The sequence below is a fragment of the Corynebacterium oculi genome (assembly GCF_001412105.1).
Classification (GTDB): domain Bacteria; phylum Actinomycetota; class Actinomycetes; order Mycobacteriales; family Mycobacteriaceae; genus Corynebacterium; species Corynebacterium oculi.
Map to the genome: position 1 here is coordinate 625350 of NZ_LKST01000002.1, position 23969 is coordinate 649318.

Consider the following 23969-nt stretch of genomic DNA (forward strand, 5'->3'; position numbering starts at 1 on the left):
CCTCTACTCTTCGCTATCGGAGCTATCTGAGGTAGGAGCGCCGGAGTCGGAATCAGATTCTACCTTGGCCAGGGCGTCCGAGGCCTGGGCGGCAGCTTGCTGTTGCACCGGGCCGCCGACCTTGCCGGTGGCCACGGCGGTGGCTTCTTCCTCACCCTCGCCTTCCACGTTGCGGTCGATGGCCAGCAGTTCCACGTCCTTTTCCAGGTTCACCAGGCGCACACCCATGGTGGCCCGGGAGGAGGGACGAATCTGGGCCACCTCGGTGCGGATCACCCCGCCAGCGGAGGTGATGGCGAAGATTTCGTCGTCATCGTCCACGGTGATGGCTCCGATGAGTTTGCCGCGCTTGGGCGTGTACTTAAAGGTCACTACGCCCAGCCCACCGCGCCCTTGGGAGTTGTATTCCTCGATCGCGGTGCGCTTTCCGTAGCCGCCGGAGGTGGCCACCAGCAGGTAGTTGCCGTCGCGTACCACGCACATGGCCAGCAGTTGATCCTCGCCGCGGAAGCGCATGCCCTTCACGCCGGCGGTGGCGCGGCCCATCGGACGCAGTTGCTCGTCGTCGGCGGTGAAGCGAATGGCCTGGCCTTCCTCGGAGACCAGCAGAAGGTCACTATCCTCCCCACACAGGGCGGCGCCGATGAGGCGGTCCCCCTCGCCGAGGTTGATGGCGATGAGCCCGCCGGAGCGGTTGGTCTCGTAGTCCGCCAGGCGCGATTTCTTCACCCGGCCCTGCACCGTGGCCAGAACCAGGAAGGGGGCGTCCTCGTAGGACTGGATCTGGATCACCTGGGCGATGCGCTCTTCTGGCTGGAGTTCCAGCAGGTTTGCCACGTGCTGCCCGCGCGCGGTGCGGGATGCCTCGGGCAGCTCGTAGGCCTTGAGGCGGTACACGCGACCGAAGTTGGTGAAGAAGAGGATCCAGTCATGGGTGGAGCACACAAAGAAGTGGCGCACCACGTCGTCGGACTTCAGCTCCGCGCCGCGCACCCCCTTGCCGCCGCGCTTTTGGGACTTATAAGCGTCCACCTTGGTGCGCTTGGCGTAGCCGGTGGAGGTGATGGTCACCACCACGTTTTCCCTGGCGATGAGGTCCTCCTCGGACACATCGCCGGAGGCCGCCACGATCTGTGTGCGGCGCTCGTCGCCATGCTTTTCGACGATCTCCGCCAGCTCGTCGCGCACGATGCTGCGCTGGCGCGCGGGGGAGGCCAGGATGTCCTTGAGATCCGCGATCACGGCCTCGACCTCGTTCAATTCGTCGATGATCTTCTGGCGCTCCAGGGCTGCCAGGCGGCGCAGCTGCATTGCCAGGATGTGATCGGCCTGCACCTCATCGACGTCCAGGAGGTCCATCAGGCCGGTGCGCGCGATGTCCACGGTGGCGGAGCGGCGGATCAGTGCGATGACCTCGTCGAGGGCGTCGAGGGCCTTGACCAGACCGCGCAGGATGTGGGCGCGTTCCTCGGCCTTTTCCAAGCGGAACTGGGTGCGGCGCACGATGACGTCGATCTGGTGCGCCACGTAGTTGCGCAGCATCTGATCCAGGCGCAGGGTGCGCGGCACGCCGTCCACGATGGAGAGCATGTTGGCGCCGAAGTTGGTCTGCAACTGGGAATGCTTGTAGAGGTTGTTGAGCACCACGCGCGGCACGGCGTCGCGCTTGAGCGTGATGACGATGCGCAGGCCCACGCGGTCGGAGGTTTCATCGTCGATCTTGGAGATGCCGGCGAGTTTGCCGTTGGCCACCTGCTCCGCGATATTGGACACCAGGTTATCGGGATTGACCTGGTACGGAAGTTCCGTAATCACGATGGTCTGGCGGTTGCCCTGCTCCTCGATGCTGGTCACGCCGCGCATGCGGATCGAGCCGCGCCCCGTGGTGTAGGCGTCCTTGATGCCTTGGTCACCCACGATGAGCCCCGCGGTGGGGAAATCCGGCCCCTTGACGTGCCTCATGCACGCCTCCAGGGCCTCCTTCTCCCCAGCCTCCGGGTTTTCCAGCAGCCAGTAGATCGCCTCGGCCAGCTCGTTGAGGTTGTGCGGGGGAATGTTGGTGGCCATGCCCACGGCAATACCGCCGGAACCGTTCATCAGCAGGTTAGGCACGCGCGAGGGAAGCACGTCCGGTTCCATCGTCTTGTCGTCATAGTTCGGGGAGAAGTCCACGGCATTCTCCCGAATGTCGCGCACCATCTCCATCGCCAGCGGCGTGAGCTTGCACTCCGTATAGCGCATGGCGGCGGGGCCGTCGTTGCCTCGGGAGCCGAAGTTACCCTGGCCGTCCACCAGCGGGTAGCGCATGTTCCAGCTTTGGGCGAGGCGCACCAGGGTGTCATAAATCGCGCTATCGCCGTGCGGGTGGAACTGACCCATCGTGTCCGAGACGGGGCGCGCGGACTTCACGTAGCCACGCTCCGGGCGGTACCCGGAGTCAAACATCGCGTAAAGAATGCGGCGGTGCACGGGCTTGAGGCCGTCACGCACCTCGGGCAGGGCGCGTCCCACGATCACCGACATCGCGTAGTCGATATAACTCGACTGCATTTCCTCATTGATGTCGATGGGATGGACGCGATCAAAGAGATCGTCGCTCATACTCACCTTTTCTTAGGGAAGATCGTTCAACGCCCCAGTTTAGTGCCCAGCGGCCCTTCTGCGCCTATTCTCACCCCCACCCGGTATCATCTTGATACCGTGGCCATGACGTTGCGACTCACCGATGAACAAGACCGCGCCCTCAGCCTGCTCGCTCGTGCCCAGGATTGCAGCAAACAGGAGGCCGCCACCCGCGCCATCCTCGCCGCCGCCACAAGATTGCTTGACGACGCCCACGTGGCCCACCTCGCGCGGCAATCGCTGCGGGAATACCTGGACGCGGAACGGCGCCTGCACCCATGAGGGGCCTGAGCTTCGAGCAGATGGTGCGCGTGGCAGACGAAGTGTGCGCACATACCGATTCCCGCATACGCAGCTATGCCGCCCTGGCCTCCTGCGCGGCCATCACGAACGCGCGTCTGCACGGAGTACCTTTACACCATCACATCACGCAGATGACCAGGGACGTGCAAGACCATATCCGCGCACTGCGCCCGCTCACGCATAACAACGATGTGTTTTCCCACGTGGTAGCGGATATTGTGCAGGATCTCAACACCGAGCCCCTCTCCCGGCGTGACAAGTGCAGGTCTGACGTTTAGTATTCTCTACAGCACATTTGACTCTTTAATTCGACCCACAAGGAAGAAGTATATGCGCAAGCGCGTTTCCGCCGCCGCCATTTCCTTTGCGCTGGCTGGCTCGGCCTTTGCCACCCCCCTCGCTTTTGCCGAGGACGAGGAAGTACCCACCGTTGAGGTCACGGAGGCCGCAGAGGCCGACCTGACCGATGAGGCCGCCGAGGTCGCCGAGGAAACCACCCCCCGGGCCACCACCACCGCCGAGAGCGCCACGGTTTCCCTGAGCTACGGCACCGATAACAAGGTGGAGATCCCCTGGAACACCGAGCAGGAGTTCGAGGTCGAGGGCACCGTTCCCGCCAACGCAAAGTTCATCGCCCCCGAGGAGAAGGTGGACGGCTGGGAGTACAAGGTCGATGAAAAGACCGGCAAGCTGACCATCAAGGCCGAGGAGAGCCGCCGTCCTGGCTCCACCCTGACCCTGCCGATCCTGGTGAGCGGCACCAGGACCATCACGCAGATCGACGTAGTGGCTACCGTGGTCAAGGGCGAGACCTCCCAGAACGAGGGGGTGACCTTCACCTACCCGGAGGAGTTCACCGAGATCGCTCCCGGCGATTCCGCCACCATCGAGCCCACCGTGGAGGGCGAGATCCCCGAAGGCACCGAGTTCGTGATGAACGAGAAGAACTCGGACGGCTGGACCTTCAAGGTGGACGATAAGGGCGCGGTCACCGCCACCCTGCCGGAGGACGCCAAGATCGGCCGCACCTGGACGATGGGCCTGATCGCCGTGTTCCCCGACGGCACCACCCAGGAGTACAAGGTTCCCGTGAAGGCCGTGGCCTCCGAGGATTCCCCCAGCAAGAACCTGGAGCTGAGCTACGAGGACTTTGAGGTTCCCTTCGGCGGCGAGGCCACCCAGGAGATCACCGTCGAGGGCGGCGAACTGAAGGACGCCACCTTCGAGTTGGTTCACGAGTCCTACGCGGGCCTGGACTTTGCCATTGATTCTGCCTCCGGCGAACTGACCGTGAAGGCCGGCGAGGCCAAGCGCGGCACCGGCGTGTGGGTTCCCATCAAGGTCACCTACTCCGACGGCTCCACCGCCTATGTGGTTTTCCACGCCACCGTGGGCGCCCCGGAGAACCCGATGGCCGAGGCCCAGGAGAACGCTCCGGCCTACGAGGACGTGGAGCTTGCCGCAGGTGAGTCCGTGGAGGTCAAGCAGAGCGGTTCCGTGCCCGAGGGCACCCGATACATCGCCCCGACCACCGAGGATACCGATTGGACCGTGGACGTGGCCGAAGACGGTACCGCCACTGTGACGGCTCCGGCCGGTACGGTGAAGGGCTCCAAGCTCTTCATCCCGGTGATCGTGAAGTACATCGACGGTTCCACCGAGTCCGTTCGCTTTACCGCCACGGTGAAGTAAGCTTCCTCTTTCAGGAACGACCGCCGCGCCGAGCGCGGCGGTTTTTTCATGCCTACGCTTGTTCCCGGTGCGCTATTTGAGTAGAATTGAGGTTGTTGTGGTTGCAGTTAATTTTGTGACATTTGCTGTGGCGGAAGAGCCGCAACCTATAGCGATTTCCGTTGTTGATATTCCCCACTATAGGAATGCTAACCGTGGGAATCGCCTTTTTCTTTCCTCGCACATTCAGGAGCACCCATGACCACCCTGCACTCCATTCTTGATGATCCCCAGCGTTCCACGGCCATCGCGGAACTCGCCGCCTTCGCGGAAAAGGTGGCCCGGAGCCAATCAGGAATGACCGGCATCACCCTCAAAACCGGCCTGAAGGCCGCCCGCAAGATAGATTCTGAAATCGTCCCGCGCGGGGTCTCCCGCCTCCTGCCGGACGTGGTGGAGGCCCTCACCCCGCTGTGGCAGGAATATGCGGACTCCACCGCACAGGGCTTTGGTACACACTTGGAGTCCCACTCCTCGCGGGCCATTGATGCGCTCCTCGCCGTGGCCGACCGCCACGCCGAAAAACTGGGCGGGCCGCTGGGAACCGCCTATTCCGCCCTACGCGGCAAGGCGAGCACCATCATTGAACCCACCCTGCCCGAACTAGGCGCGATCCTGGAAAAGCACGCGGCCTAGACCGCAATATACCGCGTATCCAGGTATTCCTCTATCCCCTCGATGCCGCCCTCACGGCCGAAACCGGACTCCTTGATACCCCCGAAGGGGGCGGCGGGATCCGAGATCACGCCCCTGTTGATCCCCACCATGCCCGCCCGGAGATTCTCCGCGAGGTACCGGGCCGTGTCCAGGCTGCGGCTAAAACCATACGCGGCCAGTCCAAAATCGGTGTTATTAGCCAGCGCCACCCCCTCCTCCAGCGTGGCAAAGGTGCTCACCGTGGCCACTGGTCCAAAGATCTCCTCATGCAGAATCCGCGCGTCCTCGGGAATATCCACCACCACGGTGGCCGGGTAAAACCAGCCTGAGCGATCAGGAATCTCCCCACCCGTGGTCACCCTGGCTCCCATGTCCACGGCCTCGCGTACCAGCTCAGCCACCTTATCGCGCTGTTCGCGCGTAATCATGGGGCCCAGATTTACCCCCTCCTCTAGGCCATGTCCACACCGGATCGCCGCCATTCTTGCGCTCAGCCTCCGGCTGAACTCCTCCGCTACCGCCTCGTGCACCAGGAAACGATTGGCTGCGATGCATGCCTCCCCACCGTTGCGCATCTTGGCCTGCATGGCGGCGTCGATAGTAAGGTCCATGTCCGCGTCCTCCGCCACCACGAAGGCCGCGTTGCCGCCTAACTCCATGGAGGTGCGCAGCAGGTTCTCCGCGGACTGCCTGACCAGGTGCTTGCCCACCCCGGTGGAGCCGGTAAACGTGATCTTGCGTAGCCGCTTATCCGCCATGAGTGTGGAGGACACCCCCGAGGAATCGGTGGTGGGAAGGATGGAGACCAGGCCGGAGCATTCCGCAGGCAGCGCCTCACGCAACACATCCCCCAGTAGCAGCATGGTCAAGGGGGTTTCCTTGGCCGGCTTCACGATGATCGGGCAGCCGGCCGCCAGGGCCGGGGCAATCTTGCGTGTGGCCATCGCCAGCGGGAAGTTCCACGGGGTGATGGCCAAAACCGGGCCGACGGGCGCGCGCGTGACCAAGATTGATCCGTTTCCGGCGGGAGCCTGCTGGAAGCGACCGGGCCACCGCACTGCCTCCTCCGCAAACCAGCGGAAGTACTCGTTGCCATAGGCCACCTCCCCGCGGGATTCCGCCAGGGGCTTACCCATCTCTAGCGTCATCACGCGAGCGAAGTCCTCCCCACGCTGCTCAACGCCCCGGAAGATCCGGCCGAGAACCTGGGACTTTTCCCGAGGCGATACCTCCGCCCACCGCTGCTGCGCGGTCACAGCGGCGTCGAGAGCCGCGAGGGCGTCGGGCGCAGAGGCGTCCGCAACCCGGGTGAGAACCTCCCCGGTTGCGGGGTCGTGCACCTCAAATGTCGCGCCACCCGTGGCCGGGCGCTGCCGCGCCCCGATCCAGAGATCCGTGGGTATATCGGCTGGTAATAGCGTCATGAGGCCCACCGTACACTTGGCACCATGAAGGCCTTATTCCGCTCGATCCTCCTGGGGGCCATCGCCGGTGAGGTTCTGCTGGTCACCCTCACCCTGACCTCCCATTCCCCGCCCACGTGGCTTTTCTTCCTCATCCTCGGGGTACTGCTTCTTGCCCTTGCTCTCCCGCTGTCCTCGCTCCTACTTACCGCGAAAAAGGAACGCAATTGGATTCGAGCCATTGACCGCACCGCCACCCGCTTTGGAATACCGCGCAAGGCATTGAGTTATTGGGTATCCGAGGTACTCATGCTCGGTGGCTTTCTGCGCAAACAACCCCGGGGCACCGCCTTTGGATATGCCGGGCCGCTGCGCATCATCGTGTGGGCGATCAGCGCCCTGGTGATCGTGGAAATAGCCGTGGTACACATGCTCCTGACTAACACAGGGTGGCGAATAATCCTCGCGGTGCTGAGCCTCTACGGCCTGTGGGTGCTGCTGGGATTCTACGCCAGCCAGCGCCACCGGCCGCATAGCCTCACCGAGGAAAACCTGACGCTGCGCTCCGGGCATCGCTTTGAACTGGTAATTCCCCGGAATCTCATCGCCCGCTCCGGTGCCCAACGGCCCGGAGATGGGGCAAGCATTAGCGTGGATGAGGCGGGACTGTGCCGCCTTCCGGTGCTCAACCAGGTAAACACCGTGGTGGAATTGGCGGAGCCGGTGGTGGCCCGCGATCTCTTACTCGGAGAGATTCCCGTGCGGCGGGTGGAGTTCTCCTGCGATGAGCGGGACGAACTCCTGGCCCGTCTGGGCCCCCGCGCTTAACGACGCCGCTATACGTCCGCTACACGTCGAGGAAACGCACGTCCTTGGCGTTGCGGGTGATAAACGAGCGACGGGCCACCACGTCATCGCCCATGAGCACGGAGAAGAGCTCGTCGGCACGCTGAGCATCATGAAGATCCACCCGGCGCAGGATACGGGTGGTGGGATCGAGGGTGGTCTCCCACAACTCGCTGGGATTCATCTCACCCAGACCCTTGTACCGCTGAATGCCGTCATCCTTGTTGATCTTCCGGCCCTTATCCAGGCCCTCGGCCAACTGCTCATCGCGCTCGGCATCGGAGAAGGCATAACCCGGCTCTCCCTTTTGCCACTTCAGCTTGTACAGCGGCGGATTAGCGAGGTACACGTGGCCCTCCTCCACCAACTGCGGCATGAACCGGAACAGAAGCGTGAGCAGTAGGGTGGCGATGTGCTGGCCATCTACGTCCGCGTCCGCCATGAGCACGATCTTGTGGTAGCGCAGCTTGGAAATATCAAACTCATCGTGCACACCCGTGCCCAGGGCGGTGATGATGGCCTGCACCTCGGCGTTCTTCAGCACCTTATCCAGGCGGGCCTTCTCCACGTTCAAGATCTTGCCGCGCAGCGGCAAAATCGCCTGATACATGGAATCGCGGCCGCCCTTGGCGGAACCACCGGCGGAATCACCCTCCACGATATAGAGCTCGGATTTCATCGGATCCTTGGAGCGGCAATCCGCCAACTTGCCGGGCAAACCACCCATATCGCCGGCGGACTTGCGGCGCACCATCTCCCGAGCCCTGCGCGCCGCCTGACGCGCCTGGGAGGAGGAGATCGCCTTGTTCACGATCGCCTTGGCCTCCGCGGGATTAGCCTCCAGCCAGTGCCCCACGTGCTCGTTGGTCATGCGCTGGACAAAGGAGCGCACCTCCGTGTTACCCAGCTTGGTCTTGGTCTGTCCCTCAAACTGCGGATCGCCCACCCGCACGGAGATCACGGCCGCCAGACCCTCGCGACAATCCTCGCCGGTGAGGTTGCTGTCCTTAGCCTTGAGCATGTTGTGCTCGCGGGCGTACTTGTTCATCAGGGAGGTCAGCGCGGAACGGAAACCCTCCTCGTGCGTGCCGCCCTCGATGGTGTTGATGGTGTTGGCAAAGGTGTGTACCGACTGGTTAAAGCCGGAGGACCACTGCATGGCCAACTCCACCTCGTGATCATCACCCTTGGCATCGAAGGAGATAATGGAGGGGTGGATGGGGTTCTTGGACTTGTTGAGGTGGTTAACGTAATCCTCTAGCCCATTGGGGTAATGGAATACGCGCTTCTTCTCCCGCTTCTTGGACGCGGAATCCTCTTCCCCGTCGCGGGCGGCGTCGGCAGCCGAATCAATGTCTTCCAGGGAGGTGGCGTTCTCCCCCGCCTCCGCGAGCGCCTCAAGCTCTACCTCCTCGGCGGTGGCGCGCTCGTCGGTAAGCGTGATGGTGAGGCCCTTGTTCAGGAAGGCCATCTCCTGGAGGCGACGCGAGATCGTCTCATAGTCAAAGGTGGTGGTCTCAAAGATCTCCGCGTCCGGCCAGAAGCGAATGGAGGTGCCGGTTCCGCGAGCGTTGCCGCCCTCGATGAGATCCTCGGGGATGGCGTTGGTGAAGTTCTGCTCCCAGTGCTTGCCATCGCGCTTGATCTTGGCCTCGACGCGGGTGGACAGGGCATTCACCACGGAAATACCCACGCCGTGCAAGCCACCGGAAACCGCGTAGGAATCGGAATCAAACTTGCCGCCGGCGTGTAGCTGCGTCATCACCACCTGGACGGTGGGTATGCCGGAGGCGTGCATCTCCACGGGAATACCGCGACCATCATCGACGACCTGGACGCCGCCATCGGCAAGCAGGGTTACATCCACCTTGGTGGCGTAACCTGCCATCGCCTCGTCCACGGAGTTATCCACGACCTCCCACACCAGGTGGTGCAGGCCGCGGGTGCCCGTGGAGCCGATGTACATGCCCGGCCGCTTGCGGACGGCTTCAAGCCCCTCAAGGATCGTGATGGATGAGGCGCCATATTCGTGTTCGGTGGTAGCCACGTGAAACGTGCACTCCTCGCATTGAAAGGGTTCTAGACCGTTTCATTCTACACGCACGTACCCCGCCCCGGAACCACACCATCAATGCGTTGAAGCGGCTTTCTCGTCCGCCTGCGTGGTAGTCACCCCCGCGTGAGAATGACGGCTACCCGTAGGTATCGCGGGGACCCCGGCCCGCGACGTGCAGCGCACCATGACGCCACGAGGGAGCCTTGGGGCCAAAAATCTTCAACTTCGTGATCCCATCCGGCCCCACCTTGGCGGCGATAGTACGCAGAATCTCACGCTGCATCATGCGCAGATTCGTGGCCCAGGCGGTGGAATCGCAGGAAATGAACAACGTGCTTCCCTTCAACATCTCCACCGTGGTGTGCGCGGCGATCTTCTCCCCCACCAACTCCGGCCAATGGCCCGTCACCCACCCGCCGGCGATCTCGCGCGTCCACCCGCGATGACGGATCTCCCGGCTCACGATGCTCCCCAGCGTATCGACGTCCCGACGCCGCGGGAGCCTGCGCCCGTCCGGGCCCGTGGGAATACCGCGCCGCCTGCGACCCCCCGCGCGTGGTGATTTCTGAGTGGTTTTCTGGCCCTGGGAGTCTCCGCTCAGCCCCGGTACTCGCACCTGCCTCTCGTTCCCTTCGCCACCGGGTTCCTGAAGATCGCCGAGGATATTGCCCCTATGTACTGTGCTGCCTTTGTCTCCCGCGCCCCGGCCCCGTTGCAGGGATAAATCGGGCACCGAGCCATTGCGCTTAAGCGCCGCGCTGCGCATAGCCGCAAAGGCCTGCCCGATGGGATCGCTGGTACCGCTCGGACTTCCGCTAGGCATGCTCGGCTCCCTGGGTGGCGTCCGCGCCCTCGCTGGATGTGGTTCCTCCGGTGTCGGCGGGTTTTTGAGCAAGATCGGTGATCAGTTTCGCGTGGTCGGGGGCTTCGGGAGAACTCGGGGCTAGTACGGAGTACCGCTGCGGGGCCTGGTGGTTAGATTCTTCTTTCCCCGCTGCGCGTACCTCAATGCGGTGGCTCGCCACCACCTTGCGGCTGAGATTCTCCGGCAGATCCTCGTCCACCGCCGCCGTAATCAGCACCTGCTCCGCCTGCGTGGCGAGATCCACCAGTTTGATCCGACGCTTGGCATCGAGCTCGGCAAAAACATCATCGAGAATGAGGATCGGATCCGAGCCCTCGCTACGCAACAAAGAGAACTCACCAAAACGCAGCGCGATGGCGAAAGACCAGGTTTCCCCGTGGCTGGCAAAGCCCTTGGCGGGCTGTTGGCCCAACAACAACTCCAGGTCATCGCGGTGCGGACCCACCAGGGACATACCGCGCTCAATCTCACGCTGACGCTTAGCCCCAAGTTCCGCAAGCATGGCAGCCTCAATCACCTCGCGCCGATTCCCGTCCGGGGACCCCTGTTTCTGCCCCGCGTTCACCGCATGGGGTGGCCCCAACCGAGGCACTGCCGAGGCGAGGGGAGGATGTGTGTCCCCCGTGCCCGTGGTACCTGATTCTTCGGGGGTGCCGGAGGTCTCCCGCTCTGGGCAGCCCGATGCTTGCGTCATCTGTACGCCATGTTCTGAACTTTCGCTATGTTCAGCGTGCTCGATGTGATTGGTGCGCTTGGTGCTCGCAGGCAGGGATACCGAACACCGATAGCGCAAGGCTGCCGGACGCGATTCCGGGGCTAAAGAGGCATAGGCCTCATGAACCTCCACGTTAAGACGACGCACCAACTCCTGGCGGGCCACGATGAGCTGCGAACCCAGATAGGCCAGGTGGCCGTCCCAGGCGTCCAACGTACCGAGGGCCGCCGCACCCTCCTCCGAGGAATAGCCCCGGCGCAGCGCGTGCTGCGCGGACTTTAATAAAGCATTACGCTGCTTTAACACCTTGTCGTAGTCCGCCTTCACCCCCGCCAGGCGCGGCGAGCGAGTGGCAATGATGGCATCCATATAGCGGCGTCGTTCCGCAGGTTCCCCGCGCACAAGGGCCAAATCCTCGGGCGCGAAAAGCACTGTGCGCACCACACCCAGAATCTCCCGAGGGCTTTTAAGGCGAGTGCGATTGATCTGCGCCTGATTGGCCGCATGGGGCTTAATCAACACGTGAGCGGTGAGTTCACGCCCCTGATTGATCGCGGTGACCGAGACCCGGGCGCTCCCCGCACCCACCCGCACCAGCGGGGCATCCTGGCTGACCCGGTGGGAGGATAAATGTGCCAGATACCCCACGGCCTCCACGATGTTGGTCTTGCCAAAGCCATTGCGGCCCACAAAGAGCGTGACCCCGGGCTGGAGGCCCAAGGATAACTGCGGCCAGGAGCGAAAATCCCGCAAGGACAATTCGGATAAGTACATCTTCTTCCGATCCTCCCCTCGTATGCCCTGCTTAACGTGGCTGACTGCACAGACGGGTGATCTCCCCGCACCGGCCTTATCCTCCATCGAGTACGGCGCCGTACTCGGTGGTTCCTCTCTCCCCTACATCTTTCCTGCGATGTTCCTACTGTGGCAGGCGCACCGGCATGAGTAGGTAGGTGAAATACGTATCCGGCGTAGGAAAAACCCCCTCCTCGTTGCGCTGCGGCATCTCCTCCGGTTCCGGGATCATAATGGCGGGGCGGGAGGGCTCCGTGAAGCCAAAAACCACACGCTCCGTGTTCACCACCGCCAAACCGTCCTTGAGATAACCAGGATTGAAGGCGATGAGAAGTTCCTCGGCTCCCTGGAAAGCACAGGAAACCACCTCCTCCGCGTGGCCGGAATCATTGCCGCCGGCGGAGAGAATCACCTGCCCCTCGGAGAACTGCATGCGGATCTGCGCATTGCGATCCGTGACCAAGGAAACGCGGCGAATGGCCTCCTGCAAGGGGGCGATCTCCACCAGGGCCATGGAGGTGTGATTCTTCGGCAATAGGGGTTGCACGTTAGGAAACTCGGCGTCAAGCAGGCGGGTGGTGGTCTCCCGATTATCGGTGTGAATACCAAACAGGCCCTCCCGGCCCACCTGATCCTCCGTGCCCACGGCGAAGTCAATGGGATCGCCACGCTGCGCGTCCAGGGTGCGCGCGTTATCCAGGAGGGTCTTAGCCGGGATCAGAAGATTAACCTCCACGTCCTGCGCCGTGGGATTCCACTCCAGCTTGCGCAGCGCCAACCGGAAGCGATCCGTGGCCGTGAGCGTCATATCCTTGCCCGCGGCCTTCATGTTCACGCCGGTGAGCATAGGAACCGTGTCATCCTTACCCGCGGCTGCGGCAACCTGCGTGACGGCCTCCGTGAACAACCTCGGGTCAATGGTGCCGGTGACTTCCGGCAAGGTGGGCAGCTGAGGATAATCGTCCAACGGAATCAGGGGAAGCTCGAAGCGAGCCTGGCCGCAGGTCATCAGCACCTTGGAGCCCTCCACCGTCATGTCCACTTGCTTATTAGGCAGGCTACCGACGATCTCCGCGATGAGTTTGCCCGCCACGGCGATCCGTCCAGGACTCATCACCTCGGCGGATAACCGAACGCGGGTGGAAATCTCATAATCAAAGCCCGCCAGTTCCAGGCCATCCTCGTCCGCGTGAATCACCAATGCGCGCAGCACAGGCTGGGCCGGCTTAGAGGGCAAATTACGTGCCACCCACGCCACGGCATCCCCGAGGTCATCCTTGGCTACTCGGAAGGAAACCTGCTCTGATTCCATGTTTTCTCAGCTCCTTGACCACAACGTGTGATTCGGGTGGACGTGTAGGCGCATCACACGATCCCGCGCGGTAAATAACAACATCTCCAAAGTACCGGGACACTCCCCCGGAGGGGCAAGTTTTGTCATTCCAGGCGCGGCGCTTCGGCGCCGCTCGGTGCCCCGCCACGCGGAGGATTCGTGTCATTTCCTCACACCCCCTCTTTCCTCTAGGTAATTACAAGAAATGAAAGAGCAACAGCAGTAAGTCCTGTGCACTCTGTGGATGAGGCCTCAAATAACAAGGTAACGCCGTGATTCCGGGGTGTGAACCGAGATGTGGAGGGGCTGTGGAAAAACAGGGGTGGGTGTGGATAACTTGGGCCCGGCGGGATCTATCCCCACCTAGGGCTTGTTTGTACACAGATCATTCACAGTGCTCAGGGGTGTTATCCACATGGCTGAGCGGGGGTGTAGTGGGTGTCAAGGTGATGAACGTCATGGAGTTACATTCTTGTAATTACATGGGTGTGGATAAATCTGTGGAAACTGTGGACAGGGTTGAACAGAGCCGCTGATGATGCTGCTAGCGGGGTAATTTGGGGAGGGGTGAAGCCGGAAACCGGCGCTCGGTGCTGGTTTCTTGGGCTTCTTGATGTTGACGGAGACGCGGTGGGGATTCTCCGGCGAGAGGCCGCGATGACGCTACGCCGCCATCATGCGGATCTTGCGGGCAGGGTGAAGCTGCGATGAATCAGGCTGTAGTTTGTGGCCCGGCGGCCCTACAACTGGCGCTACGGCATGTTTGCCATCTAGATGCCGCGTCCCCTGGACTTGATGGTTTGGGTGAGCTGCTGGATCTCGTCGTACGTATCCCGCTTTTCCTGCATCTCCTTGCGGATCTTGCGATCCGCATACATGACGGTGGTGTGATCCTTGCCGCCGAACTGGGCTCCAATGCGCGGCAAAGAAAGATCAGTGAGTTCCCGGCACAAATACATGGCGAGCTGGCGGGCATGAGCCACCGCGCGGGTTTTACCCACACCACACAGGGCCTCCGTGGTGATGCCAAAGTATTCCGCCGTGACCTCAATGATGGTGGTGGGGGTTATTTCCACATCGGCGGCCTCGGGAAGAATATCGCGGAGAGCAATTTCCGCCATGTGCATGTCAATCGGCTCATTCGTGAGGGAGGAATACGCGGAAACGCGAATGAGAGCGCCCTCTAGCTCGCGGATCGAGGACTCGAATCGGGAGGCGATAAGCTCCAAGACGGAGCGATCCACGCGGGTACCGTCAGCCGCCGCTTTTTTCATCAAGATGGCGATGCGGGTTTCCAAATCCGGCGGCTGAATATCCGCTATCAGGCCGGCCTGGAAGCGGGTGCGCAGGCGATCCTCCAGCGTGGTGAGCTCCTTGGGGGGACGATCCGAGGAAAGGATGATCTGCTTCTCTGCCTGGTGTAATGCGTTGAAGGTGTGGAAGAACTCCTCCTGGGTTCCCTCCTTACCCTGGAGGAACTGAATATCGTCCACCATGAGAATATCGAGATTGCGATAACGGCGCTTAAAAGATTCCTGGCGGTCATCACGAACGGAGTTAATATAATCGTTGGTGAACTCTTCGCTGGAAACGTATTTGATTCTTAAGGTGGGTTGAAGGGCCTTGGCATAATTTCCGGCGGCGTGGAGAAGATGGGTTTTACCCAGCCCGGAGCCGCCGGAAATGAAGAGGGGATTATAAGCCTGCGCGGGATTTTCCGCGACGGCCACGGCGGCACCATTAGCGAAACGGTTGGAGGAACCGATCACAAAGGATTCAAAGGTATATTTAGGGTTAAGGGAATTTTCTTTGTTGGGGTTATGCGCCGGGGTTTCCCGAGGGAGCCGCTGACCGGTGAGCGGCTGCGTGGATTGAGTGGGGTCCATAGAGGTGTGGAGGGCGTGGTGCGCGGCCTCGGTTTGCGGAGGCTGCGCCGGGGCATGACTGGTTTGCCATTCCTGGCTGCTGCGGTAATACGGCTCGAAGGCCTGGGGGGTGGGTGCGGGCTCCTGCTGAGGGGGCTGCGCCGCAGGTGCAGGGGCCTGAGAAGCGGAAGGAGCGGTGGCTTCCCCTGCTCGCTGCGGGTCAATGCTGACCGCCAGGCCACAGGGTTGGCTCATGCGCTCGGAGAATACCTGGGTGATGTACTGGCCCAGCTCATTTTCCACCACGTCCTTGGCCATCTTATGTGGCACAGCAAGGAGCACATAGCCCTGAACGATGGTGATGGGCTTGGCCAGATTCAAGAATGCCTGTTGGCGGGCGGTGAGCGTGGGGATGGCGGAATCGGGAAGCTCCGCTTGGCGGAGTAGCTCCGCTAGTACCTCATGCCAGGTGTGGTGCAGCGCCGCGGCGTCGTCTGTCACTGGTGTTCTTATCCTTTGGTGCCTCTAGTAACCGTCAAAATTCTTGTGAGTAAACGGGTGGAAGCACCCACTTAAGCTTCTATCTTCATACGTAAGTGGGGTGCGGCTGTTGATGGAGGAAACTTGTCATTCACCGCTTCCTCCACAAGCCGAATGGTGCCGTGCCCTGGTCTTCCACATAGTTACTCACACCTGTGGATAACTCTACGTCATGGGGTTATCCACAGCCTATCCTCGCCCCTGTGAATAGCGACACCCCGGCGAAGAAGCTCTCTGACCAGGTATTTTTAGGTCTGAGCTGCATTCTCTCAAGGTGAGGTTGAGAGTTATCCACAGGGGTGAGCTTTCCTCAGGTGTGAAAACTGTGATTGCCGATCCACTTCTACACGCTTCCCTGTGGAATTGTCTAGGTACAAAAGAGCCAACTTTCGGGGAGTCGAGGGCGGCCGAAGAATGACATGTTTTCCCGCTGGTGAGTCCGGGTGGGAAGAGCGCAGAACCGAAAATACGAAGAATGTGATTCCGGGGGTACCTGATAGATCGGGCGATAAGGTGACACGTCGATTTGTTCCGGGGTTGAGCGCTCGCGTATCCTTTATTCGTCTGTTACATCCGTGGAGGCACACCCAGCCCTGCGCATGTACCTAAGTGAGAGCGACACGCGCCGATCATGTTTGCGCGCGCAACCAGACATGGCTGTGCGCCGTAGGCAGGAGTGCGACGCTGTGTACGGCGGCCGGAGCAGGGGTTAACCCTGGACAACAATTCCGGCGGCTGTCTCTCAGGAACCAACCAACAGGTTGGCCGATGAAAGCCCGGTGGGTGGCGCGAAGCCGTCGGCCGACATGCACATACTTGAGGAGAATGAAAAGTGGCAAAAGGTAAGCGCACTTTCCAGCCCAATAACCGTCGTCGTTCGCGCAAGCACGGCTTCCGCACCCGTATGCGCACCCGCGCCGGTCGCGCCATCGTGGCGGCTCGTCGCCGTAAGGGCCGCGCCAAGCTCACCGCTTAAGGTTCGTCGGGGTGCTTCCCGCGAAGCATAAGCTGACCTCGTCCAGGCAATTTCGGCACACCATAAGCCTGGGGTGGCGTGTGGGAAGCCGCACTGTGGTTCTCCACGTCTGGGAGGGGGAACCCAGTGGGGAGATCGCTCGAGTAGGCGGCCCCCGCTTTGGGCTTGTGGTATCTAAGGCCGTTGGGAACGCTGTGGCTCGTCACCGCGTTTCCCGACGGCTTCGTCATATCTGCCTTAACCTAGCGGCGGAGATGAATCCGCGCACTCAGGTGGTAGTGCGAGCCCTACCCGCCGCCGGAGAGGCAAGTTCTGAGGTTCTGGAGCGGGATATTCGCAAGGCCTGGAAAAAGGCAGCACGGAAAGCTCAGGAAGCCCGGGAAATTCCACAGCCGGGTGCGCGATGAGGGACGCTGAGCCGCCGAGGCGGATGGAAAAGCGGGATCACGGGGGCGTCGATAAGCAAAGCTCCGTGGCCGCGCGAATCCTCATCGGTGCGGTGCGCTTTTACCAAATCTATCTTTCACCCCTTAAAATGGGTTCAACCTGCCGCTTCGAACCAAGTTGCAGCGCTTATGCCCTGGAGGCTTGCAGGAGTCACGGGGCATGGCGCGGCGCGCTTTTGAGTTGCGCCCGGTTATCCAAGTGTGGCCCCTGGCATCCTGGAGGATACGATCCCGTTCCTTCCTATGTGTGGGGGCACGGCACGCGGGGATAACTTGGGCACGGAGCGCCTGTTTCCTACAATCACCAACCACACCAGGAGTTTGGACGTACAGTGCTCAACTTCATTTACTGGCCGATTTCTGCGGTCCTGTGGTTCTGGCACAAGATTTTCGCCTATCCCTTCGGGGCGGATTCCGCGGTGGCGTGGATTCTGGCGATCATGTTCCTAACCTTTACGCTGCGTCTTTTGCTGTTTAAGCCGATGGTGAACCAAATGCGGTCCACGGTAAAAATGCAGAAGTTCGCCCCGCAGATGCAGGCCATTCGAGAAAAATATAAGAATGACCAGCAGAAAATGATGGAGGAAACCCGCAAGCTCCAAAAGGAGATGGGCGTGAATCCCCTCGCCGGCTGCCTGCCGGTGCTGGCGCAGTTCCCCGTGTTCATTGGTCTGTTCCACGTGCTGCGCTCCTTCAACCGCACGGGCAGCGACGTGGGGCTGACGGTGGAACAAAACCGCCTTACCCCCAACTACATCTTCAGCGCCGAAGATGTGCAGTCCTTCCTGGACTCTAATCTTTTTGGTGTGCCGCTGTCCGCATACATCAGCATGCCCTCGGAGATGTTTGCCGCCTTCCCCAACGCGGAAGGCCTCACCCGGGGAACGATCATCGCCGTGGCGGCCCCGCTCATCATCATGATCGTGCTGGGAACGCACTTTAACGCTCGTCTTTCCGTGGAGCGCCAGGAGGCCCGTCGTGCCTCCGGGAAGCAGCAGGCCCCGGCCTCCGAGCAGGCGGCCATGCAGATGAACATGATGAACCGCATGATGCTTTGGGTCATGCCCGCCACGATCCTGTTCACCGGCTTTATCTGGCACATCGGGCTGCTCTTCTACATGGTGGCCAATAACCTGTGGACCTTCTTCCAGAACCGCTACATCTTTAGCAAGCTCGACAGGGAGGAAGAGGCCGAGGAAGCAGCCATCAAGGAGGCCAAGCGGGCGACGGCCCCCAAGCCCGGCGTGAAGCCCAATAATCCGAAGAAGAGAGGCAAGAGAGGATAGTTCTTCTGTTCCTCCAGGTTCTTCCAAGCGGCGGTCTTTTGTTGAGGCCGCCGCTTTGCTTTTACTTCCCTGTCCTGCGCCGTTGTGTGTCACGATCTGTCTTTGTTTGTCGCGGGGTATCGCTTCACCGTGGAGTGAGTGAAGGGGTAGAGCCACAGGCAGAAGTTCAACCTAGTCCGACGCCCGTGACCTCGTTGAGGTGGCGGGCGCTGACTCGTGCGGCTGATAGTCTTTTCTCATTGACCGGTGGCCGTTGATGGACGGTTGGTTAGCCCGAGGATCACGATGACCCGGGTGCGCCAGTCATCGGCATCTTTCCTGCGATTGTGCTTGGTAAGGGCAATCTAGAAAAGATGTTCGGCCACCGACGGGCGGTGACGTCCACCTACGGAATCTGCACGACCCAAGCACGAGAGCAAGGATGTTTCACGTGAAACCAAGCGATTTTCCCGCGCCACCGCCCGCCGCCGAGCGGATCTTTGGTGAGAATGTAGAAAAAGCGGTGGCCTATCACCTCTCCCTGGCCACGGTGGGATCGCAACGAGGTTTCATTGGCCCACGCGAGGTGCCGCGCCTGTGGGATCGGCACGTGCTTAATTGTGCGGTGATCGGCGAGGTAATGCCGGAGGAGGCCTCCGTGATTGATGTGGGATCGGGCGCGGGGCTCCCCGGCATCCCCTTAGCTCTAGCGCGTCCCGATCTGCGGATCACCTTGGTGGAACCCCTGCTTAAACGCTCGGTGTATCTAGGCGAGGTGATTGAGCAATTGGAGTTGAGCAACGCGCGGGTGGTGCGTGGCCGCGCAGAGGAGAAGGCCTTGCGTGCCAAGGTGGGTAAGGCCGAGGTGGTGACCTCCCGCGCGGTGGCTCCTTTGGGTAAACTATGTCAGTGGTCGATGCCCCTGGTGGGTAAGACGGGGGCGATGATAGCGATGAAGGGGGCCTCAGTGCACGAGGAATTGGAAAGAGACGAACGGCAGATTCGCGCGGCCGGAGGGGGACGCGGCGAGGTCATTCAGGTGGGGACCGAATTGCTGCCGGAACCCTCCACCGTGGTGCGGATACCGAAGGTACGTTAGGCCTCAGAGAGGTTCCTGGAATGCCCTCGCGGGGTGTGATGTCAACCCGTCATGAGGATTGCCCAGGAACAAGGAAGCCAGGAGAATGATGCAGGATCATCAAGGACAGGATCGACGAGAAAAAGGGGCGTGCGTGCGCGATGGTCGATAACGAACAGCACTACCGCGGCGGTGCCTCGGCAATACCGCGGCGGTCACCACTGCCGAGGCCGGAGAAGCCGAGGCTGATCACCATCGCCAATCAAAAGGGCGGGGTGGGAAAGACCACCTCCTCGGTGAACCTCGCCGCCGGGCTGGCGGCCTGCGGGCTGAAGGTCCTGGTGATTGACCTTGACCCCCAGGGAAACGCCTCCACGGCGATGGGGGTGGAGCATCGCGCGGGCACGGTATCGAGTTACGAGGTGCTCATTGGAGAGGCGACGCCGGAGGAGGCGCTTCAGGCCTCCCCGCACAGCGAAAATCTCCTGTGCATCCCCGCCACCATCGACCTCGCCGGGGCGGAGATCGAACTGGTATCCATGGTGCGCCGCGAATACCGGCTTTACGACGCCCTCAAGGGCGAGTTCCTGGATCGGTGGGGCTTTGACTTTGTATTTATTGACTGCCCTCCCTCCCTCGGTTTGCTGACGATCAACGCCATGACCTTCGTGGAGGAGGTGCTCATACCTATTCAGTGCGAGTACTACGCGCTGGAAGGGGTGGGGCAGCTGCTCAATAACATCTCCATGATCCGCCAGCACCTCAACCCGCAACTGCACATCTCCGCGATCCTGCTCACGATGTATGACGCCCGCACCAAACTCTCGGAACAAGTGGTGGGCGAGGTCAAGGAGCACTTTGGCGATGTGACCCTGCGGACGGTGATACCGCGTTCGGTCAAGGTATCCGAGGCCCCGGGCTATGGGATGCCCGTGCTGGCCTACGATCCCTCCTCGCGGGGGGCCATGGCGTACGTGGCGGCCGCGGAGGAGTTTGCTGTGCGGGGGGATTACGTTCCCGCCGAGGGGACGGGGCCGATCGGGGTGAGCCCGCAGACCGCCCAGCGCCTGGCAGGTCTGGCAGATCAGAGTGAGCAGGGTGGCCCGACCGACCCGGCCGGAGGCGCGAGGGCCGCGTCCGCCGGGGCCGCACAGGAAGAAAGGGAGTAAACGATTTGTCTTCGCAGGAAACTCGCAAGGGCGGCTTGGGTAGGGGCCTCGGCGCCTTGATTCCCCAGGGGCCCTCCAAGCCCCGGCTTTCTGATTCCGCGGCGGACGCGATCATCGGAACGGGTCTGCCGCGCCGCCGTGGGCAAGATTCCGCGGCGGCCGATGGTTCTCCGGCGAGGGAGGGCGTTTCACGTGAAACATCTGGGCGTTCGAGCCTCCCTCCCTTAATCGCCCAGGCGGGGAGGCGGGAGGCCGCCACTCCCCCGCCGGGTAATGACTTTGGAGCCTCCTATCGGGAAATCCCCATCGGGGAGATCATGCCGAACGAGAAGCAGCCTAGGCAGGTCTTTGACGAGGAGGCCTTGGACGAGCTGGTTCACTCCATCAGGGAGTTTGGGCTTCTCCAACCGATCGTGGTGCGCCGCGCTGCGGACGATAGCGGCTACGAGATCATCATGGGCGAGCGCCGCTGGCGCGCGGCCAGTAAGGCCGGTCTGGGAGTGATCCCGGCCATCGTGCGCGAGACCGATGACGGCGACATGTTGCGTGACGCCCTGCTGGAGAATATCCACCGCGTACAGCTCAACCCATTGGAAGAGGGGGCGGCGTACAAGCAACTTCTGGAGGAGTTTGGGGTCACCCAGGAGCAACTGGCGCAGCGCCTGGGGCGCAGCCGTCCCACGATCACCAACACGATTCGCCTGCTTTCTTTGCCGCTCCCCGTGCAGTCCAAGGTCGCCGCCGGGGTGCTTTCCGCGGGCCACGCGCGAGCCCTCATGGGCCTGAAAACGGGCGAGGAGGATCAAGAGCATCTGGCCGAGCGGATCGTGGCGGAGGGGCTTTCCGTGCGCGCCACGGAAGAGGCCGTGACGCTGCTCAACAACGGGCACGCACAGGCCCCCAAAGCCAAGCGTGCCCCCCTCCCCCAGCCCGAGCACTTCACCCGCACGGCGGAGCGCCTGGGAGATCGCTGGGACACCAAGGTGACCGTGACCATGGGCAAGCGCAAGGGGAAGATGGTGGTGGAATTTGGCGATCAAGAGGACTTTGAGCGCATCCTCGCCCTCATCGAGGGGCGCGGTTAGCGCGTCATAGGGCCATGAGCGCTGAGCTGCACCGGATCACGCAGGATTCCTTTGCCTTTCTGCTTCCCAAGGCCGTGCGCAGCGTGTTCTGGGAGGTCGAGCCGGAGAGCGCCGCGCGGGTGAGGGAGCGCGGCGAGGAGCGCTTTGAAAAGGAAGCCTGGCTCTCCTCGGTGCTTCTGGACTCCCCCGGCTGCGGATTCTATCTCTGGGACGAGTGCCCCCTGGCCACGCTCTTTTATTGCTCCCCCGCCCAGGCTCCCGGGGCGACGCAATTGCCCACCGCGCCGGTGAGCGCGGACGCCATGCTGATGACGTCTCTGCACATGGCTCCTGGCTGGGAGGGCACGGGGATGGAGGCGGTGCTGATTGATGCCGCGATCATGGATCTGGTGGTGGAGGGCACCGCCCCGGCGGTGGAGGCCTTTGGCCTGCGTGCCGCCGAGGCGGCGGAACCGCTGCTGAGCCAGGTAGAGGAGATGGGAATCATCGGCGTGGAGGCCCTGGAGGCGGCGGGATTCCGGGTGGTAAAGGAGCACCCGGTGTTCCCTCGTCTGCGCCTGGAACTTCCCCCCGAAAGAGAACTGCTGGTGGCCTGGGAGGCCCAGCCGGTGCGGGCCTCGGCCTAAAAGGCCCGCTGCTCGGCCTCCAGCAGCTCGGCAAAGCGATAGGTGCCGGTGGGTTGATTATCGTCCTCCAGCAGGTACAGGCGCTTCACGGCCACCACGATCGCCTCAGCGATGGCGTCCCGGCTGGCGGGATTGGTCATCACGGCCACGTCCTCTGGGTTGCTGAGGTATCCCGCCACCACCTCCACCGTGGGGGCCTTGGTGAAGCGCAGAATCTCCCAGGTGCGGGCGTGATTGCCGCAGTTCTGGAGCGCGGTACGGGCCACGATCTCGCGCTGAATAAACCCGGAGAGGGTTTCCCCCGTGAGTGAACTAGACCCTACCTCGGAACCGAAGTAGAAGGTGGCCACCCCGGAGGCCTTCTCATTGGGGTAGCTATCGCACTGCAAGGAGATCACCATGTCCGCGCCGAAGGCGTTGGCCATGTCCGCGCGATCCTTGGTGGAAGGGTTATCCATGCGGGGCCGGGAGAGGATGGTTTCCATGCCGATGGCCCGCATGCGATCCTGCACGCGAGTGGCAAGGTCCCACAGGATCTCCTCCTCGGTGATGCTGCCGTAGCGGCCCTGCACCACCTGCCCGGTGCTCCTGCCGCCCAGGGCGGGATCAATCACCACGCGCTTGCCCGCCAGGTGCGGCCCGGCCTGGCGCATGTCCTCGCGTTCCCGGATGGCCTGGGCCGAGCCGCCGCGGATGCGCCGGCCCAGAAGGTTGAGGGCGCGGATGGTATCTGGGCCGCAGACGCCATCGGGATCCAGGCCGCCGTTGATCTGGTAGCTCAGCAGGGCGTAATTGGTATCCGCCCCGAAGTGGCCGTCCAAGCGGCTGGAATAAAAGCCCAGTTCCTGTAGGTGCTCCTGGAGCTGCACCACGTCATCGCCCACCAGGGGGTTGTCCTCCTGGTAGGTGAGGGGCCGGGCACCGAGGGTGTAGGAAGCCCCGCGCATCTCGCGCAGCGTGGTGTCGTCGATAGCCCCGGTGGGCAGGATGCCGCGCGATTGCTGGAAGGCCTTAACCACCTCGGCCAGGGGAGCGTCGAAGTAAGTGTCGGCATCGTTGAACTGCTGGGAATCGCCGGTGGTGGGGCGAACGTCTCCCGAATAGCTCTGGAGCAGACCGAGGCGCGCAAGGGTAACGCGAGCCTCGGCGACGCGCGGGCTGCGGTCACCGACCCGGAGTACGTCCGCCACGTGAGTCCTTCCTAAAAATAAATGTTGTCAACTCAACCAGAGTAGCAGTTAGAGCACGGAATCGAGCTTTTCCGCAATGTCCGCCTTGGGGCGGGCACCCACGATCTGATCCACCTTCTTGCCGTCCTTGAAGAGCAGCAAGGAGGGGATCGACATGATCTGGAACATGGCCCCGAGGGCGCGTTCGGAATCCACGTCCACCTTGACGATCTTGAGGCGGTCCCCGTATTCCTGGGCTAGCTCCTCCAACACCGGGGTGAGTTTGGTACAGGGACCGCACCATTGGGCCCAGAAGTCCACCAGGACGGGTACCTCCGACTCGATGACGGTGGAGCGGAAAGACTCCTGAGTCACGCTGATGAGGCTGGACATAAGATTACTCTCCTCCTTAGGAAAACCGCGT

Annotated in this window: 22 protein-coding genes; 13 read left to right on the forward strand and 9 right to left on the reverse strand. The window is 62.1% G+C overall.

Translation table 11 applies throughout. The annotated features are described in order from the left end of the window. Window positions 1-3: 3 nt before the first annotated feature. The gene (gene gyrA, locus Cocul_RS07010) at window positions 4-2601 is read right to left on the reverse strand and encodes a DNA gyrase subunit A (RefSeq protein WP_055122548.1); all 2598 of its coding nucleotides are present in this window, start codon (window positions 2599-2601) and stop codon (window positions 4-6) included. Window positions 2602-2700: 99 nt separating this feature from the next. Between gyrA and Cocul_RS07015 the strand changes: the two genes are divergently transcribed. The 4 genes from Cocul_RS07015 to Cocul_RS07030 all read left to right on the forward strand — a co-directional run bounded on the left by Cocul_RS07015 (window position 2701) and on the right by Cocul_RS07030 (window position 5292). Next, on the forward strand, window positions 2701-2904 hold the full coding sequence (locus Cocul_RS07015) for a hypothetical protein (protein ID WP_055122671.1): 204 nt from the start codon (window positions 2701-2703) through the stop codon (window positions 2902-2904). Next, window positions 2901-3203: a hypothetical protein gene (locus tag Cocul_RS07020; protein WP_055122549.1), complete on the forward strand. Its 303-nt coding sequence runs from the start codon at window positions 2901-2903 to the stop codon at window positions 3201-3203. Before Cocul_RS07015 ends, Cocul_RS07020 begins: the two co-directional genes overlap by 4 nt. A gap of 52 nt (window positions 3204-3255) precedes the next feature. Next, window positions 3256-4617: a YPDG domain-containing protein gene (locus tag Cocul_RS07025; RefSeq protein ID WP_055122550.1), complete on the forward strand. Its 1362-nt coding sequence runs from the start codon at window positions 3256-3258 to the stop codon at window positions 4615-4617. 237 nt (window positions 4618-4854) lie between these two features. Next, the gene (locus Cocul_RS07030) at window positions 4855-5292 is read left to right on the forward strand and encodes a DUF6918 family protein (RefSeq protein WP_055122551.1); all 438 of its coding nucleotides are present in this window, start codon (window positions 4855-4857) and stop codon (window positions 5290-5292) included. On the opposite strand, the gene Cocul_RS07035 is transcribed toward Cocul_RS07030, so the two are convergent. Further along, the gene (locus Cocul_RS07035; protein WP_055122672.1) at window positions 5289-6737 is read right to left on the reverse strand and encodes an NAD-dependent succinate-semialdehyde dehydrogenase; all 1449 of its coding nucleotides are present in this window, start codon (window positions 6735-6737) and stop codon (window positions 5289-5291) included. The two genes, Cocul_RS07030 and Cocul_RS07035, sit on opposite strands and share 4 nt — an antisense overlap. A 24-nt stretch (window positions 6738-6761) precedes the next feature. On the opposite strand from Cocul_RS07035, the gene Cocul_RS07040 reads away from it, so the two are divergent. Continuing rightward, the gene (locus Cocul_RS07040) at window positions 6762-7544 is read left to right on the forward strand and encodes a hypothetical protein (RefSeq protein WP_055122552.1); all 783 of its coding nucleotides are present in this window, start codon (window positions 6762-6764) and stop codon (window positions 7542-7544) included. Between the two features lie 19 nt (window positions 7545-7563). On the opposite strand, the gene gyrB is transcribed toward Cocul_RS07040, so the two are convergent. The 5 genes from gyrB to dnaA form a co-directional block, all read right to left on the reverse strand. Further along, on the reverse strand, window positions 7564-9609 hold the full coding sequence (gene gyrB / locus Cocul_RS07045) for a DNA topoisomerase (ATP-hydrolyzing) subunit B (RefSeq protein ID WP_055122553.1): 2046 nt from the start codon (window positions 9607-9609) through the stop codon (window positions 7564-7566). A 145-nt stretch (window positions 9610-9754) separates the two neighbouring features. After that, on the reverse strand, window positions 9755-10441 hold the full coding sequence (locus Cocul_RS07050; protein ID WP_055122554.1) for a DciA family protein: 687 nt from the start codon (window positions 10439-10441) through the stop codon (window positions 9755-9757). Beyond that, window positions 10434-11972, reverse strand: coding sequence for a DNA replication/repair protein RecF (locus tag Cocul_RS12845; RefSeq protein WP_082422205.1), 1539 nt, complete (start codon window positions 11970-11972; stop codon window positions 10434-10436). Before Cocul_RS12845 ends, Cocul_RS07050 begins: the two co-directional genes overlap by 8 nt. 145 nt (window positions 11973-12117) lie before the next feature. Then, window positions 12118-13305: a DNA polymerase III subunit beta gene (gene dnaN / locus Cocul_RS07065; RefSeq protein ID WP_055122555.1), complete on the reverse strand. Its 1188-nt coding sequence runs from the start codon at window positions 13303-13305 to the stop codon at window positions 12118-12120. 791 nt (window positions 13306-14096) lie between these two features. Further along, on the reverse strand, window positions 14097-15692 hold the full coding sequence (dnaA, locus tag Cocul_RS07070) for a chromosomal replication initiator protein DnaA (protein ID WP_055122556.1): 1596 nt from the start codon (window positions 15690-15692) through the stop codon (window positions 14097-14099). A gap of 871 nt (window positions 15693-16563) precedes the next feature. On the opposite strand from dnaA, the gene rpmH reads away from it, so the two are divergent. The 8 genes from rpmH to Cocul_RS07095 all read left to right on the forward strand — a co-directional run bounded on the left by rpmH (window position 16564) and on the right by Cocul_RS07095 (window position 22376). Continuing rightward, window positions 16564-16707 (forward strand): 50S ribosomal protein L34, encoded by a 144-nt coding sequence (rpmH, locus tag Cocul_RS11920; RefSeq protein WP_082422206.1) that lies wholly within the window; start codon window positions 16564-16566, stop codon window positions 16705-16707. Between the two features lie 11 nt (window positions 16708-16718). Next, window positions 16719-17114 carry a ribonuclease P protein component gene (gene rnpA / locus Cocul_RS11925; RefSeq protein ID WP_082422207.1) on the forward strand — a complete coding sequence of 132 codons (396 nt, stop codon included), beginning with the start codon at window positions 16719-16721 and terminating at the stop codon, window positions 17112-17114. 23 nt (window positions 17115-17137) lie between these two features. Beyond that, window positions 17138-17425, forward strand: coding sequence for a membrane protein insertion efficiency factor YidD (gene yidD / locus Cocul_RS11930; RefSeq protein ID WP_082422229.1), 288 nt, complete (start codon window positions 17138-17140; stop codon window positions 17423-17425). A gap of 60 nt (window positions 17426-17485) precedes the next feature. Beyond that, complete coding sequence (yidC, locus tag Cocul_RS07075) at window positions 17486-18439, forward strand: membrane protein insertase YidC (RefSeq protein ID WP_055122557.1); 954 nt, start codon at window positions 17486-17488, stop codon at window positions 18437-18439. Between the two features lie 421 nt (window positions 18440-18860). After that, window positions 18861-19517, forward strand: coding sequence for a 16S rRNA (guanine(527)-N(7))-methyltransferase RsmG (rsmG, locus tag Cocul_RS07080; protein ID WP_055122558.1), 657 nt, complete (start codon window positions 18861-18863; stop codon window positions 19515-19517). 140 nt (window positions 19518-19657) lie between these two features. Continuing rightward, window positions 19658-20665, forward strand: coding sequence for a ParA family protein (locus tag Cocul_RS07085; RefSeq protein ID WP_055122559.1), 1008 nt, complete (start codon window positions 19658-19660; stop codon window positions 20663-20665). A 5-nt stretch (window positions 20666-20670) separates the two neighbouring features. Continuing rightward, a complete protein-coding gene (locus tag Cocul_RS07090) occupies window positions 20671-21750 on the forward strand; it encodes a ParB/RepB/Spo0J family partition protein (protein WP_055122560.1) in 1080 nt (359 codons plus the stop codon). A gap of 14 nt (window positions 21751-21764) precedes the next feature. Continuing rightward, window positions 21765-22376: a hypothetical protein gene (locus Cocul_RS07095; RefSeq protein ID WP_055122561.1), complete on the forward strand. Its 612-nt coding sequence runs from the start codon at window positions 21765-21767 to the stop codon at window positions 22374-22376. Here Cocul_RS07095 and Cocul_RS07100 read toward each other — a convergent pair. Then, window positions 22373-23566 (reverse strand): N-acetylmuramoyl-L-alanine amidase, encoded by a 1194-nt coding sequence (locus Cocul_RS07100; protein ID WP_055122562.1) that lies wholly within the window; start codon window positions 23564-23566, stop codon window positions 22373-22375. The genes Cocul_RS07095 and Cocul_RS07100 overlap by 4 nt on opposite strands. A 48-nt stretch (window positions 23567-23614) precedes the next feature. Then, window positions 23615-23938: a thioredoxin gene (gene trxA, locus Cocul_RS12340; protein WP_055122563.1), complete on the reverse strand. Its 324-nt coding sequence runs from the start codon at window positions 23936-23938 to the stop codon at window positions 23615-23617. Window positions 23939-23969: the final 31 nt, after the last annotated feature.

Coding starts and splice junctions, on each gene's coding strand:
- Cocul_RS07095 (WP_055122561.1), top strand. CDS start 21,765: ATGAGCGCTGAGCTGCACCGGATCACGCAGGATTCCTTTGCCTTTCTG.
- trxA (WP_055122563.1), bottom strand. CDS start 23,938: ATGTCCAGCCTCATCAGCGTGACTCAGGAGTCTTTCCGCTCCACCGTC.
- Cocul_RS07025 (WP_055122550.1), top strand. CDS start 3,256: ATGCGCAAGCGCGTTTCCGCCGCCGCCATTTCCTTTGCGCTGGCTGGC.
- Cocul_RS07085 (WP_055122559.1), top strand. CDS start 19,658: ATGGTCGATAACGAACAGCACTACCGCGGCGGTGCCTCGGCAATACCG.
- gyrA (WP_055122548.1), bottom strand. CDS start 2,601: ATGAGCGACGATCTCTTTGATCGCGTCCATCCCATCGACATCAATGAG.
- rsmG (WP_055122558.1), top strand. CDS start 18,861: ATGTTTCACGTGAAACCAAGCGATTTTCCCGCGCCACCGCCCGCCGCC.
- dnaN (WP_055122555.1), bottom strand. CDS start 13,305: ATGGAATCAGAGCAGGTTTCCTTCCGAGTAGCCAAGGATGACCTCGGG.
- Cocul_RS07030 (WP_055122551.1), top strand. CDS start 4,855: ATGACCACCCTGCACTCCATTCTTGATGATCCCCAGCGTTCCACGGCC.
- yidD (WP_082422229.1), top strand. CDS start 17,138: ATGGAAAAGCGGGATCACGGGGGCGTCGATAAGCAAAGCTCCGTGGCC.
- Cocul_RS07050 (WP_055122554.1), bottom strand. CDS start 10,441: ATGCCTAGCGGAAGTCCGAGCGGTACCAGCGATCCCATCGGGCAGGCC.
- Cocul_RS07040 (WP_055122552.1), top strand. CDS start 6,762: ATGAAGGCCTTATTCCGCTCGATCCTCCTGGGGGCCATCGCCGGTGAG.
- Cocul_RS07035 (WP_055122672.1), bottom strand. CDS start 6,737: ATGACGCTATTACCAGCCGATATACCCACGGATCTCTGGATCGGGGCG.
- Cocul_RS12845 (WP_082422205.1), bottom strand. CDS start 11,972: ATGTACTTATCCGAATTGTCCTTGCGGGATTTTCGCTCCTGGCCGCAG.
- Cocul_RS07020 (WP_055122549.1), top strand. CDS start 2,901: ATGAGGGGCCTGAGCTTCGAGCAGATGGTGCGCGTGGCAGACGAAGTG.